At 38.1% G+C, this 14251-nt stretch carries 10 protein-coding genes, 1 tRNA gene and 1 riboswitch; of the genes, 8 read left to right on the top strand and 3 right to left on the bottom strand.

What is annotated here, in order from left to right:
• Positions 1–125: 125 nt before the first annotated feature.
• The 4 genes from SMIDD28_RS03475 to SMIDD28_RS03490 all read left to right on the top strand — a co-directional run bounded on the left by SMIDD28_RS03475 (position 126) and on the right by SMIDD28_RS03490 (position 9485).
• A complete protein-coding gene (locus tag SMIDD28_RS03475; protein ID WP_061424738.1) occupies positions 126–1517 on the top strand; it encodes an APC family permease in 1392 nt (463 codons plus the stop codon).
• 142 nt (positions 1518–1659) lie between these two features.
• On the top strand, positions 1660–2577 hold the full coding sequence (gene adcAII / locus SMIDD28_RS03480; RefSeq protein ID WP_061424739.1) for a zinc-binding lipoprotein AdcAII: 918 nt from the start codon (positions 1660–1662) through the stop codon (positions 2575–2577).
• A gap of 7 nt (positions 2578–2584) precedes the next feature.
• Positions 2585–5665 carry a pneumococcal-type histidine triad protein gene (locus tag SMIDD28_RS03485; protein WP_061424741.1) on the top strand — a complete coding sequence of 1027 codons (3081 nt, stop codon included), beginning with the start codon at positions 2585–2587 and terminating at the stop codon, positions 5663–5665.
• Positions 5666–5954: 289 nt separating this feature from the next.
• Positions 5955–9485 carry a pneumococcal-type histidine triad protein gene (locus SMIDD28_RS03490; protein ID WP_061424742.1) on the top strand — a complete coding sequence of 1177 codons (3531 nt, stop codon included), beginning with the start codon at positions 5955–5957 and terminating at the stop codon, positions 9483–9485.
• A 53-nt stretch (positions 9486–9538) separates the two neighbouring features.
• Here SMIDD28_RS03490 and pepT read toward each other — a convergent pair whose 3' ends face one another.
• Positions 9539–10762 (bottom strand): peptidase T, encoded by a 1224-nt coding sequence (gene pepT, locus SMIDD28_RS03495; protein WP_061424744.1) that lies wholly within the window; start codon positions 10760–10762, stop codon positions 9539–9541.
• Positions 10763–10915: 153 nt separating this feature from the next.
• Between pepT and hemH the strand changes: the two genes are divergently transcribed.
• On the top strand, positions 10916–12010 hold the full coding sequence (gene hemH, locus SMIDD28_RS03500) for a ferrochelatase (RefSeq protein ID WP_061424748.1): 1095 nt from the start codon (positions 10916–10918) through the stop codon (positions 12008–12010).
• A 40-nt stretch (positions 12011–12050) separates the two neighbouring features.
• Here the strand turns inward: hemH and mscL are convergent, their stop codons facing one another.
• Positions 12051–12431 carry a large conductance mechanosensitive channel protein MscL gene (gene mscL / locus SMIDD28_RS03505; RefSeq protein WP_061424754.1) on the bottom strand — a complete coding sequence of 127 codons (381 nt, stop codon included), beginning with the start codon at positions 12429–12431 and terminating at the stop codon, positions 12051–12053.
• 80 nt (positions 12432–12511) lie between these two features.
• Positions 12512–12943 (bottom strand): GtrA family protein, encoded by a 432-nt coding sequence (locus tag SMIDD28_RS03510; protein ID WP_061424756.1) that lies wholly within the window; start codon positions 12941–12943, stop codon positions 12512–12514.
• Positions 12944–12971: 28 nt separating this feature from the next.
• Positions 12972–13068, top strand: a riboswitch (PreQ1 riboswitch).
• On the opposite strand from SMIDD28_RS03510, the gene SMIDD28_RS03515 reads away from it, so the two are divergent.
• The 3 genes from SMIDD28_RS03515 (at position 13066) to SMIDD28_RS12085 (ending at position 14107) form a co-directional block, all read left to right on the top strand.
• A complete protein-coding gene (locus SMIDD28_RS03515; protein WP_000737072.1) occupies positions 13066–13575 on the top strand; it encodes a QueT transporter family protein in 510 nt (169 codons plus the stop codon). Its footprint overlaps the riboswitch before it by 3 nt.
• 99 nt (positions 13576–13674) lie before the next feature.
• A tRNA-Thr gene (locus SMIDD28_RS03520) sits at positions 13675–13747 on the top strand.
• 105 nt (positions 13748–13852) lie between these two features.
• Complete coding sequence (locus SMIDD28_RS12085; RefSeq protein ID WP_000693057.1) at positions 13853–14107, top strand: hypothetical protein; 255 nt, start codon at positions 13853–13855, stop codon at positions 14105–14107.
• Positions 14108–14251 lie beyond the last annotated feature (144 nt).

Here is a 14251-nt window from a genome sequence, read left to right on the forward strand (position 1 = left end):
GGTAAGTGGAAGTTACTTTGAGAAGTTGCCGTAGTCAGATTTTTTTAGAAAAACATTTTATAAATATTCACAAATATCCTATATTTATGGTAAAATAGAATCATCAGTTTATTTTGGAGTCAAAGATGAATATATTTAGAACAAAGAATGTAAGTTTGGATAAAACGGAGATGCACAGGCATTTGAAGTTATGGGATCTGATTTTGCTGGGTATCGGAGCCATGGTAGGGACAGGTGTCTTTACAATCACAGGTACTGCAGCTGCAACGCTTGCTGGTCCAGCTCTAGTGATTTCAATCGTTATTTCTGCCTTGTGTGTGGGATTATCAGCCCTCTTTTTTGCAGAATTTGCTTCACGAGTACCTGCTACAGGTGGTGCCTACAGTTATCTCTATGCTATTTTAGGAGAATTTCCAGCTTGGTTGGCTGGCTGGTTAACCATGATGGAATTCATGACAGCTATATCGGGTGTGGCTTCGGGTTGGGCAGCTTATTTTAAAGGGTTGCTCTCTCAATATGGGATAGCCCTTCCTCAGGCTTTAAATGGTACCTTTAATCCTCAAGCAGGGACATTTGTTGATTTATTGCCTATTCTTGTCTTGGTTCTGGTGACTTCGCTTGTTTTACTAAATGCCAAGGCAGCCTTACGCTTTAATTCGATTCTAGTCATTTTGAAATTTTCCGCTTTAGCTCTCTTTGTTTTAGTAGGAATTTGGCATATCAAACTTGATAACTGGAGTAATTTTGCTCCTTATGGTTTTGGACAAATCTATGGCGCTAGTACTGGTATTATGGCTGGTGCGTCTTTGATGTTCTTCGGTTTTTTGGGATTTGAATCCATCTCTATGGCTGTAGATGAGGTCAAGACTCCTCAAAAAAATATTCCTAGAGGGATTGTCTTATCGCTTTCTATCGTAACCATTCTTTATGCCTTGGTGACGCTTGTCTTGACTGGTGTGGTTCACTATAGTCATCTAAATGTCGATGATGCCGTTGCCTTTGCCCTTCGTAGTGTTGGGATTAGTTGGGCAGCCAACTATGTGTCATTAGTGGCTATCTTGACCTTGATTACAGTTTGTATTTCGATGATCTATGCCCTATCGCGTATGATTTACAGTTTAGCACGTGACGGGTTAATGCCTGCTGCCTTTAAAGAACTAACGAAGACTAGCAAGGTACCCAAAAATGCTACTATCTTGACAGGTCTAGCTTCAGCAGTAGCAGCAGGAATGTTCCCTCTTGCTAGTATCGCAGCCTTCTTAAATATTTGTACCTTGTCTTACCTGATCATGCTGGCTTATGGTTTGATTCGCTTACGGAGAGAAATGGGGATGCCCAGAGCAGGAGAATTTAAAACACCACTGGTACCATTATTACCAATTTTATCAATCATCATTTGTCTATCATTTATGTTGCAGTATAATATGGAAACCTGGTTTGCTTTTCTCGTTGCTTTGTTGATAGGAAGTATTATTTACTTTACTTATGGCTATAAATATTCCACTATAGAAGAATAAAGTGAAAGTCTGTTGAGTTGTTGAAATTCAGCAGATTTTTATATGTGAAAGAAATTTCAATTTTTTTCTAAAAATAGCTTGACAGATTAAATTTTTAGGAGTAGAATGTTTACCAGTTAATTAAACAGTTAAGGGGTTATCCATGAAGAAACAAAGTTTATTTTTAGTATTGTTAAGTGTCTTTCTTTTGTGTTTAGGTGCTTGTGGTCAAAAGGAAAGCCAGACAGGGAAAGGGATGAAAATTGTGACCAGTTTCTATCCTATCTACGCTATGGTAAAGGAAGTATCTGGTGACTTGAATGATGTTCGAATGATTCAGTCAAGTAGTGGGATTCACTCCTTTGAACCTTCGGCAAATGATATTGCAGCCATCTATGATGCAGATGTCTTTGTTTATCATTCTCATACGCTAGAATCTTGGGCAGGAAGTTTAGATCCCAATCTAAAAAAATCTAAAGTTAAGGTTTTAGAGGCTTCTGAAGGAATGACATTGGAACGTGTTCCTGGTCTAGAAGATGTGGAAGCAGGTGATGGAGTTGATGAAAAAACGCTTTATGATCCTCACACATGGCTAAATCCAGAAAAAGCTGGAGAAGAAGCGCAAATTATCGCTGATAAACTTTCAGAGGTTGATAGTGAACACAAAGAAACTTATCAAAAAAATGCGCAAGCCTTTATGAAAAAAGCTCAAGAATTGACTAAGAAATTCCAGCCTAAATTTGAAAAAGCGAGTCAGAAAACTTTTGTAACACAGCATACAGCCTTTTCTTATCTTGCTAAGAGATTTGGATTAAATCAACTTGGAATCGCTGGTATCTCTCCTGAACAAGAACCAAGTCCACGACAACTTACAGAAATTCAGGAATTTGTTAAAACCTATAAGGTTAAGACGATTTTTACAGAAAGTAACGCTTCTTCAAAAGTAGCGGAAACTCTTGTCAAATCAACAGGTGTGGGTCTTAAAACTCTGAATCCTTTAGAAGCAGACCCACAAAATGACAAAACTTACCTAGAAAATCTTGAAGAAAATATGAGTGTTCTAGCAGAAGAATTAAAGTGAGAAAAGAATGAAAATCAATAAAAAATATGTAGCAGGTTCAGTGGTAGTCCTTGTCCTAAGTGTTTGTTCCTATGAACTTGGACGGTACCAAGCTGGTCAAGTTAAGAAAGATTCTAATCGAGTTGCTTATATAGACGGTGATCAGGCTGGTCAAAAGGCAGAGAACTTGACACCAGATGAAGTCAGTAAAAAGGAAGGTATAAATGCCGAGCAAATCGTTATAAAGATTACGGATCAAGGTTATGTAACCTCTCATGGAGACCATTATCATTACTATAATGGTAAGGTTCCTTATGACGCTATCATCAGTGAAGAACTCCTCATGAAAGATCCGAATTATCAGTTGAAGGATTCAGACATTGTCAATGAAATCAAGGGTGGCTATGTGATTAAGGTAGACGGGAAATACTATGTTTACCTTAAAGATGCGGCTCATGCGGACAATATTCGGACAAAAGAAGAGATTAAACGTCAGAAGCAGGAACACAGTAGTAATCACGGAGGTGGTTCTAGCGATAAAGCGGTAGTCGCTGCCAGAGCTCAGGGTCGCTATACAACGGATGATGGTTATATCTTTAATGCCTCTGATATTATAGAAGATACAGGTGATGCCTATATCGTTCCTCATGGTAATCACTTCCACTATATTCCTAAGAGTGACTTGTCTGCCAGTGAATTAGCTGCTGCCCAAGCCTTCCTATCTGGAAAAGGTGGCCAATTAAGTACCGTTGAATATCGTTCAAGCAGGGGAGAAACAAGATCTAGTGTGAGAACGAGTCAAGCTGAGCCTCCTCAAAATCCTGAAACAGCTCCGGAGAGTCAAAGTGAGGATTTAGCTAGTCTCCTTCAAGAATTGTATGCTTTGCCACTTAGCCAACGTCATGTGGAGTCTGATGGATTGGTATTTGACCCAGCACAGATTACAAAACGTACAGCCAATGGTGTGGCTGTTCCTCACGGGGATCATTTCCATTTCATTCCTTATTCACAAATGTCTGCTTTGGAAGAAAAATTGGCTCGAAATCTACCAATTGGAGGTCAGCCAGTTCAAAGTCATTCTGACAATACGAAACCAAGCAGTACAGATAAACCAAGTTCAACACCAAGTTCACCGATTAAACCAAACTTTAATCTCAATACGCCGGCACCGAATAGAGGAACTGGAGGCGCCTATACAACGGATGATGGGTATGTCTTTAGTCCGACAGATGTGATTGAAGATACAGGTGACGCTTTTGTTGTACCGCATGGCAATCATTTCCACTATATACCTAAGAGTGATTTGTCAGCAGGAGAATTAGCTGCCGCCCAAGCCTATTGGAATGGGAAGCAAGGGGCTCGTCCTTCTTCAAGTTCTAGTCATAATGCAAATCCAGCCCAACCAAGTTTGATAGAGACTCCAAATCTGACTGTCACACCAACTTATCATCAAAATCAAGGGGAAGACATTCCAACACTTTTAAGTGAATTGTATGCCAAACCTTTGTCAGAACGCCATGTGGAATCGGATGGTCTAGTCTTTGATCCAGCACAGATCATCAAACGTACAGCTAACGGTGTGGCAGTGCCTCACGGGGATCATTATCACTTTATCCCTTATTCACAAATGTCTGATTTAGAGCAGAAGATTGCAAGAATGATTCCGTTAAAAGGGCAAAATGGATTAAATCAAATTGGTACAGATATTAAACCTTTAGTATCAAAAGAAGTAGTTCATAAGTTCTTAGGACAACCAATCAAAGCTTATGGAAAAGGTTTAGATGGTAAACCTTATGATACGAGTGATGGATACATATTTACCAAAGATTCCATCGATTCTGTTGATAAATCAGGTGTTATTGCCAAACACGGAGATCATTTCCATTATATGGGGTATGGTGAATTAGAACAATTCGAATTGGATGAAGTTGCTAAATGGATTCAAGAAACTGGTAAAAATCCAGACGACATTGTTTCTTCAGTTCACTCAGATGAGAAGGAAAGACCAAAGTTTGATTATAAAAAAGTAACTAATAGAATTTCTAGAAATAGTAAAGTTGGTTATATAATTAATGAAGGTGGTAAAGATTATTTTTATTCACGTGAAGAACTAGATCTTACTCAAATAGCTTTTTCTGAGCAGGAACTAATGCTTAAAGATAAAGATAATTATCGTTATGATATTGTAGAAACAGAAATTAAACCAAGATTAGCTGTTGATGTATCTAGCTTGCCTATGCATGCAGCTAATACTACGTATGATACTGGAACTTCCTTCATTATTCCGCATATCGATCACATTCACGTCGTACCTTATTCTTGGTTAAGTAGTGATCAAATTGCAACTATAAAATATGTAATGCAACATCCTGATGTGCGTCCTGAAGTTTGGTCAAAACCAGGTCATGATGATGCTGGATCTGTTATTGCTAATGTAACTCCTCTTGAAAAACGTCCTGGAATGCAGAATTGGCAAATTATCCATTCTGCGGAAGAAGTTCAGAAAGCACTTAAAGAAGGCAAGTTTGCAACTCCTGATGGATATATTTTTGATCCTCAGGATGTATTGGCAAAGGGAACTTATATTTGGGCAGATAAATCTTTCAGTATTCCAAAAGCTAGCGGTGATTCATTGAGAAGTATCAATCAGTCTGATTTATCAGAGAAAGAGTGGAAACAAGCTCAAGAGTTGATAGCTAAAAGAAATGAAGAAAAAGAAACAACAAATGCTTCTTCTAATTCACATCTAGTTTCTTCAGATAAGAAATCGGAAACAAAGAAAGATGCAACGGATTCAAACAAAGTTGATGAACAACCAAAGGATAATAAATCTCAAAATGAGGCAGATGCGACTAGCAGCAATCCTTTAGTCGAAAAAGTTGGTGAAGAAGAAAAATCACATACAGAAAATAAAGAAGATGATTATGATGATATACCAGATTATGGATTAGATAAGGATACTTTAAAAAATCATATAAATCAAATAGCACAAATAGCTCAAATTGATTCTAAATATCTTATTTTTTCATCAGAAGGAGTTCAGTTTTATAATAAGAATGGGGATTTAGTAACCTATGATATTAAAACTCTTAAGCAAATAAAACCTTAAAATATTTTGACTAATGAGCATCTAGTTGAAAGGATATTGTTCTATTATTGGATAGAATAATGTCCTTTTATTTGTTAATAAAAAGATGAAATTTCTTGCTAAAAAATGAAAAAAGATTCTTAAAGTAATAATTTGATTCTCTTTCACTAAAAAATCTTGACAGATAAACTTAAAAAAGGTAAACTATTTACTGGTTAATTAAATGGTTAAATAACCAGTTTAGGAAAAACTGTTTAACCTAGAAAAGAAGTTAAGAAATAGCTTTATCATTTATTGAAATGAGGGATTTATGAAATTCAGTAAAAAATATATAGCAGCTGGATCAGTTGTTATCGTATCCTTGAGTCTTTGTGCCTATGCACTGAACCAGCATCGCTCGCAGGAAAATAAGGACAATAATCGTGTCTCTTATGTGGATGGCAGTCAGTCAAGTCAGAAAACTGAAAACCTGACACCAGATCAGGTCAGTCAAAAAGAAGGAATTCAGTCTGAGCAAATTGTCATTAAAATTACAGATCAGGGCTATGTAACGTCACACGGTGATCACTATCATTACTATAATGGGAAAGTTCCTTATGATGCGATTTTCAGTGAAGAACTTCTGATGAAGGATGCTAATTATCAACTTAAAGACGCTGATATTATCAATGAGGTCAAGGGTGGCTATATCATCAAGGTCGATGGAAAATATTATGTCTACCTGAAAGATGCAGCTCATGCTGATAATGTTCGAACCAAGGATGAAATCAATCGTCAAAAACAAGAACATGTCAAAGATAATGAGAAGGTCAGCGCTGATGTTGCTGTAGCAAGGTCTCAGGGACGCTATACGACAGATGATGGTTATGTCTTTAATCCAGCTGATATTATCGAAGATACTGGTGATGCTTATATCGTTCCTCACGGAGGTCACTACCACTATATTCCAAAAAGTGATTTGTCTGCTAGTGAGTTAGCTGCTGTTAAAGCTCATTTAGCTGGCAAAAATACGCAACCAAGTCAGCTAAGTTATTCTTCAACAGCTAGTGAGAATAATACTCAATCTACAGTTCAAGGATTAATTAGAAAGCCAGAAAGCAAAATTGAAAATCTCCAAAGTCTATTGAAAGAACTCTATGATTCGCCTAGTGACCAACGTTACAGTGAATCAGATGGCTTAGTCTTTGACCCTGCTAAGATTATCAGTCGTACACCAAATGGAGTTGCGATTCCGCATGGCGACCATTATCACTTTATTCCTTACAGCAAGCTCTCTGCTTTAGAAGAAAAGATTGCCAGAATGGTGCCTATAGGCGGAACTGGTTCTACAGTTTCTACAAATGAAAAACCTCATGAAGTAGTGTCTAGTCTTGGAAGTATTTCAAGCAGTCCATCTACTTTGAATCATCCTTCCTTGCTTACAAATAAGGCTATCTCTTCAACATTTGATGGTTATATCTTTAATCCTCAAGATATTGTCGAAGAAACAGCTACAGCTTATATCGTCAGACATGGTGATCATTTCCATTACATTCCTAAGTCTAATCAAATTGGTCAACCTACTCTTCCAAATAATGGTCTAACAACACCTTCGCCATCTCTTCCAGTCAATCCTGGTGTTTTACATGAGGAACATGAAGAAGATGGGCACGGCTTTGATGCTAATCGGATTATTGCGGAAGATGAATCAGGATTTATCATGATCCATGGCGACCACAATCATTACTTCTTCAAGAAGTATTTGACACCAGAACAAATCAAGGCAGCTCAAGATCATTTGAGAGGTAAAACGCCAGTAACACCAAGTCCAGCACATGATGACGATGATGATCATGATGAAGATGCACATGATCATCACCATGCAGAACACGGCCATGATTTTGATGTCAATCGCGTCATCAGTGAGGATGAGCAAGGTTTTGTCATGTCACACGGTGACCACAATCATTACTTCTTCAAAAAGGATTTGACAGCTGAACAAATTAAGGCAGCTCAGGATCATTTGAAAACACATCATGATGCAGAGCCTGTAAAACCTCTTGCTAAAACGGTAGAGTCTTTCTCCAGAGATGCTAGTGATGAAGAAAAAATTGCTTATATTTCTAAAACATACGGAGTTCCACTTGAAGCGATTAGGATTTCAAACGGATTCTTTGTCTTTGGAAATCCAGACCAAGCCTACGATCCAACTCATATCCACCCATATGCTGTTCGTAAGGAACATGTTCGTTTGCCACTCCAAACTGGCAATCCAGAACTTGATTTCCTAAACGAACTCTATACCACTGCTTTGAGAGATGGCGTGTCTCCGTATAGCTTACAGGTAGAAAATGGTAGTTTTGTGATTCCTCATGGTGACCACAATCACTACATCAAGGTTCAAACCAAGGGCTATGAAGTAGCTTTGAAAAACAAGATTCCAGCCCTACAATCCAATTATCAACCTGGAGCTTTTGATGAGAAGGCAGTCTTGGAGAAAGTAGATCAACTTCTAGCTGATAGCAGAAGTATCTACAAAGACAAGCCTATCGAACAAAGACAGATTGAGTTAGCCTTAGGACAGTTTACTGAAAACATGAAGAAACTGGCAACTAACTCTACAGCAGGTTATCTTGCAACACTTGATCTCTTTGATAAGCAATATATCCATATTGATGAAAGTGTCAAACCTGTTGAAACAAGCGCTCTAGATAAGAAATATCAGGCTTTGATTGATAAAATCAATACTCTTGATACAGACTCTTATGGGCTTCCTAAGAAAGACCTTCTCGTTCGACTCCAAGAAGCTAAGTTGGCAAAAGATGAGGCTGCTTTAGCAGTGGTTGAATCACAACTTCAAGCTCTTCAAGACTTTAATGATCGAACAGGGGTTACAACAGTGGAATACATCAAGTATTTCTACCAACACGTAAATGACGGTCGTTTGAGTGATGAACTTCGAAACAAAGTTGCTCAGTTGACTTGGACCTTGTATCAATCCCAATCCTTCCTTAAGGCAGCAGAATTGAACAAATTATTCCCAAGTATCTATCAGGCAAAACAAGAAGTGGAAGAAGCTTTGAAAGCTCAGCCAACTACTGCGAAATCAAGTCAGACAGTTCTAGATACTGAAAAAGTTGATAATCAAAGTGCCAAGACAGCTATTTATGGCTTCTTGAAAGAATTGTACGGAGACTTTATGCCTGAAGAGCATATGAATCATGTCAGCAAGGAACAAGTAGAAAGTCTCTTGAGCAAGGCAACTCAACTCTTAGAGCAAATCCAAGAAGAAGGAATCAGACAATCCTTGGCAGAAGAAGTAGAAAATCTCAAAGCTGCCACAAACAAGGCTGATGCAGACTTGGATGAAGTAAACAGTCAGGTAAAAGATGTCTTGACTCGTATCGCTAGCGCCCTTCAACAAGAAAAGGAAAATGCTGAACAAGATCCTCAGACACTTGTACTCTATCAAAAACTCTACGATATTCTCATGTCGCTTCACGCATATTTAGAAAACAATAAGGGTTCTGATGAGGACTTTGATAAGGTGGATGCATTACTAGATCAACTTTCTGCTAATAGTAAAGACAAAGCAGCTTTACTTGAATTGACAAAAGCTATTCTAGTCTTGAATCAAGAAATCCAGTCAAAAGCTAGCGCAAGTGAAGAAACAAGTCCAGCAAGAAATGCTGAAGCAAATGGTGATAACACCAGTGCTGAGAACCAACCAAACGCAACTGCAGAATCTAACAGTGAAACTGCTAGCGACGAAAACAAACCGAGCAACGCAAGAGATTCTAAACCTGCTGAACCAGCTTCAGAAAAGGTAACAACAGAATCTACAACAAGTACTGGAAGCTAAGAAAAACCAGCAGAATAAAAAGAAAGGCGAAGTAGCTGAGCTACCTCGTCTTTTTAGCCTTTATAAGCTACGATACCAATGATGGTATCAACTGCACGTTCCATAGTCTGAAGGCTGACGTATTCAAAACGTCCGTGCATGTTTTCACCACCCGCAAAGATATTGGGAGTTGGGATTCCCATAAAGGAAATCTTAGAGCCGTCTGTCCCTCCACGGATTGGTTCGATAATAGGAGTGATACCTAGATCTTCCATAACGGCTTTAGCAATGGTAATTGGAGTCATATCTTTTTCAATGACTTCTTTCATATTGTAGTACTGGTCTGTCAAGTTGAGAGTGACACGGTCGCTACCAAGTTCTTGATTCATCTTATCAGCGATAGACTGCATAGTTGTTTTACGAGCTTCAAAGGCATCTTTTTCAAAATCGCGAATGATGTAGCTAGCACTTGCCTCCTCAACGCTACCTGTCACATCCATAAGATGATAGAAGCCTTGGTAACCATCCGTCAACTCAGGTCTGTCCTTTTCTGGAAGTTGATTATGAAAATCAATTGCTAGCTGAAGAGCATTAACCATCTGACCTTTGGCAGTACCAGGGTGGACATTACGACCTTGGAAATGCAATTCAGCACCAGCTGCTGAGAAGGTCTCGTATTGAAGTTCACCTAGTGGTCCTCCATCAACAGTGTAGGCAAAATCAACATCAAAATCTTCTGCATCAAATTTATTAGCACCAACACCGATTTCTTCATCTGGACCAAAACCAACACGAATCTCACAGTGTTTGATTTCAGGATGGGCAGTCAGATATTCAATAGCAGTCATAATTTCAGCAATCCCTGATTTGTCATCAGCGCCCAGCAAGGTTGTTCCATCGGTTGTAATGAGCGTTTGTCCTGGATATTTTTCAAGACTCTTGAAGTCAGCTGGATCTAATTTAAAACCAGAGTTTCCAAGTTCAATCACACCACCATCGTAGTTTTCAATTACCTGTGGATTGACTCCTTCGGCATTAAAATCAGCAGTATCCATGTGGGAGATGAAACCAATTTTACGTGTTAACGATGGATCATTGGCTGGTAAGGTACCAATCGCAAAACCATTTGGAAGGTAGTAGACGTTTTGCAGTCCAACACGTTTCATTTCAGGAATTAGGACATTTGTTGCGAAGTCAACCTGACTCTGTGTACTTGGAGTAGTAGTAGAGTGTTCATCAGAGCGCGTGTTGATCTTAACGTAGGTTAAGAAGCGTTCCAAGAGATTTGGATAAGTCATAAAAAACTCCTTTTGAATTCATTTTTTCCATTGTATCATAGAAAGAAGAGAAAAACAAAAAACAGAAGAGTGAGAATATCACTATCTTGGCGTTTACTTATCAACGAATTAATGATAAAATAAACTTGATAAAAATATCACAAGGAAGCGATTATGAAAAAAGCAATTTTAATGATGACTTTCGGTTCGCCAGAAGAGATTACCTTTGAAGGTGTGGCTGATTTTTTCACAAATATTCGTCGTGGAGTGAGACCTCAAGACTACGAGATTCAAACTCTCTACGATAATTATGTACGAATTGGGGGCACGCCTCTGCAAAAAATTACTCGAGAAGAGGTTGCCTTGGTAGAAGCCAGGCTGGGGAATGAATACAGTGTTTATTTTGCTAATAAGTTTTCTAGACCCTTTATTCCAGATGTAATTGGTCAGATGGAAGCAGACGGAATTGAGCAGTGTATTTGCTTGATTTTGGAGCCCCATTATTCGTTCTACTCTGTCATGGGCTATGAGAAATTTTTAGAAAGCAAACAAATTCAATTTTTGGTCATTAAGGACTGGTATCAGGAAGAAGCGCTCTTAAACTATTGGGCAGATGAAATTGCTAAGATTTTAAAAGATGAAGTAAAGCAGGATAGCTTTAAAGTCATCTTTTCAGCCCACAGTGTGCCCATTTTTGCCTTGGATTTTGGTGATCCCTATATCGATCAAATTTTCGAAAATAGCAAGCTAGTAGCTGAAAAACTAGGCTTGAGTTCAGAACAATATACCAATACTTGGCAGAGTGAGAGTGATATTGGGATTCCATGGATTAAGCCAGATGTTTTGGAGTATCTCAGAGAACAGACAGAACATCCAGACCATTATATTTTTGTTCCTATCAGCTTCATTAGTGAGCATATTGAAGTCTTGTTTGATAATGATGTGGAATGTTATGACTTGTGTCAGGAATTGGGTGTCAACTACCATCGTCCACCAATGCCCAATACGGATTCTCGTTTAATTGATGCCTTAGTCAATACAGTTAGAGCTAATGAACACCAGGAGTTTAAGGAATTTCTCCCAGAAGAAGAAACCTTTGATGAGTTAGTTCCTTCAGATGAGACGAAAAACATTTTGGCTGAATCTGAAGATTTACAAATGCCTGAATTTGTGAAAAAACTGATTGAGAAAAAAGGTCGGGAGAATGTCAAGATGCCTTATCTTATCAAGAAGATGCTAGAAAAAGCAGGCAAGTTGCCGAAAGAGTAAAGAAAAAGGATTTAGCTTTGCGCTAGATCCTTTTAATCGCTTATTTTTTCTCAAGGAGAGCTTTGATTTCTTGAAGTACTTCCAACTCAGTTGGACCAGCTGGAACTTCTTCAGCAGCTTCTTCTTTTTTAGTAAGGCTTTGAGCTTTTTCCATTGCTTTAATCACAAAGAATAGCACAGTACCAACTACAAGAAAGTTGATAATAGCACTCAAGAATTTACCATATGTAACACCATTCCATACAAGCTCAGCGATATTTTGTACTTTCGCAGCTTCCAAGGCTGGGTTCAATAGAAGTGGAGTGATGATATCATTAACAAATGAAGTAACGATAGCACCAAAAGCAGAGGCAATGATCACACCGACAGCAAGGTCAACAACATTACCACGAAGCAAAAATGCTTTAAGATCTTTTAACATTTTCATAATATCCTTTCAAAAATTTTTACTATTATTATATATTAATTAAGAAAAGCTTGCAAGATAGATGCTCAGAAGTTTTATTTATTAAAAACATAGACCTTGCTTAAAATGTAATTAAGAATAATTATCAATAATTGTGCAAGGAGTGTTTCGATTGCATTTACTTTATCAAGATTTTCATTTACGAATTGCCCTATGATATGAGGGAATTGAGTCACAAACAGAAAAGTAAAGAGCAAATCTAATAGAAAAGTAGAAAGGCGGGCAAGAGAAAATTTCACTAAACGGATAAGTCGACTCTTCCTTGCTTGCTTAAATACAATCGTATCATTTGTGATAAAGGCAAATAGGATACCAATAATATTTGCTAGGGCAGTAGCAAGGAGTTCCTGATGACTTAGTTGATAAATGACTAGTCGTGAGAGAATCGAAACTAGAGTTGTTGCAAGGCCAAAAAAGAGATAGGTTAAGATTTCATTGTTAAAAATTTTTTGAATACGAATTTTCATGTGTTAAGTATAGCATAAAGAAGGCTATTATGCTATACTAGTAAGGTTGAATAAAGCAACCCTTGGTGCTTAGCTTCTTTCACCAAGCATATTACACGCGGGCAACCGCCAAAGGAGAAAAGATGAAAAAATTAACTATTCGTGATGTTGCAGATATTGCAATCGTTGCTGCTATCTATGTCGTTTTAACTGTCACACCACCTCTAAATGCCATTAGCTATGGTGCTTATCAGTTCCGTATTTCAGAAATGATGAACTTTATGGCTTTTTACAATCCCAAGTACATCATCGGAGTTACCATCGGTTGTATGATTGCTAATTTCTTTAGCTTCGGACTGCTAGATGTCTTTGTTGGTGGTGGTTCAACCCTAGTGTTCCTTAGTCTAGGTGTTTGGCTTTTTGCAAAATACAGCAAGGATTACCTCTTTAACGGATTAATTCGAAAAGATCATTTCTTTTTTTCAATCCTCTTTTCAATTTCCATGTTTACCATCGCTGCAGAGTTGAATATCGTAGCGCAATTACCATTTTTCCTTACTTGGTTCACAACAGGGATCGGTGAATTTGCCTCATTGATTATTGGAGCGATTATTATCGGTAAAATTGGTCGTCGAATCGATTTAAGCAAATAGAACAGGACAAGCTAGGTAGCCTTTACCTGGCTTTTTCTTATGGAAAATTTCTAAGAAAACTTGACAAGTTTTTCTGATTATAGTATACTTTTTAAGTAAGCTGATTTAGCTCAGTTGGCAGAGCGCATCCATGGTAAGGATGAGGTCGCCGGTTCAATCCCGGCAATTAGCATGATATAGACAAGAAAACCCTTGATTTACAAGGTTTTTTGTTATGTATGCCCCAAATTTTTCAAAGATATTTCTTATGCACCTGTGTAAATAAAACTAATACTCAATGAAAATCAAAGAGCAAACTAGGAAGCTAGCCGCAGGTTGCTCAAAGCACTGTTTTGAGGTTGTAGATAAGACTGACGAAGTCAGCTCAAAACATGTTTTTGAGGTTGTAGATGAAACTGACGAAGTCAGTAACCATACATACGGTAAGGCGACGTTGACGAAGTTTGAAGAGATTTTCGAAGAGTATAAAGAGTTTTGGCTGTTGACAAAAGTGACTCTATCTAGTAGAATAGTAGATGCGATGAGTCGATAGGTAGTCTTCGGACTACTATTGAGCATAAGGAGGTCATAACGCAGGAGCGGACCTTGATGAGTTGTGTGAACCTGCTCATCACATGAAGATGCCTCTTAGTCCTTGGTCTAGCGACTGGGGATTTTTATTTTTCAAAAAATGATG

Origin of the sequence: Streptococcus mitis, from assembly GCF_001579045.1 — a bacterium.
Lineage (GTDB): Bacteria > Bacillota > Bacilli > Lactobacillales > Streptococcaceae > Streptococcus > Streptococcus mitis_D.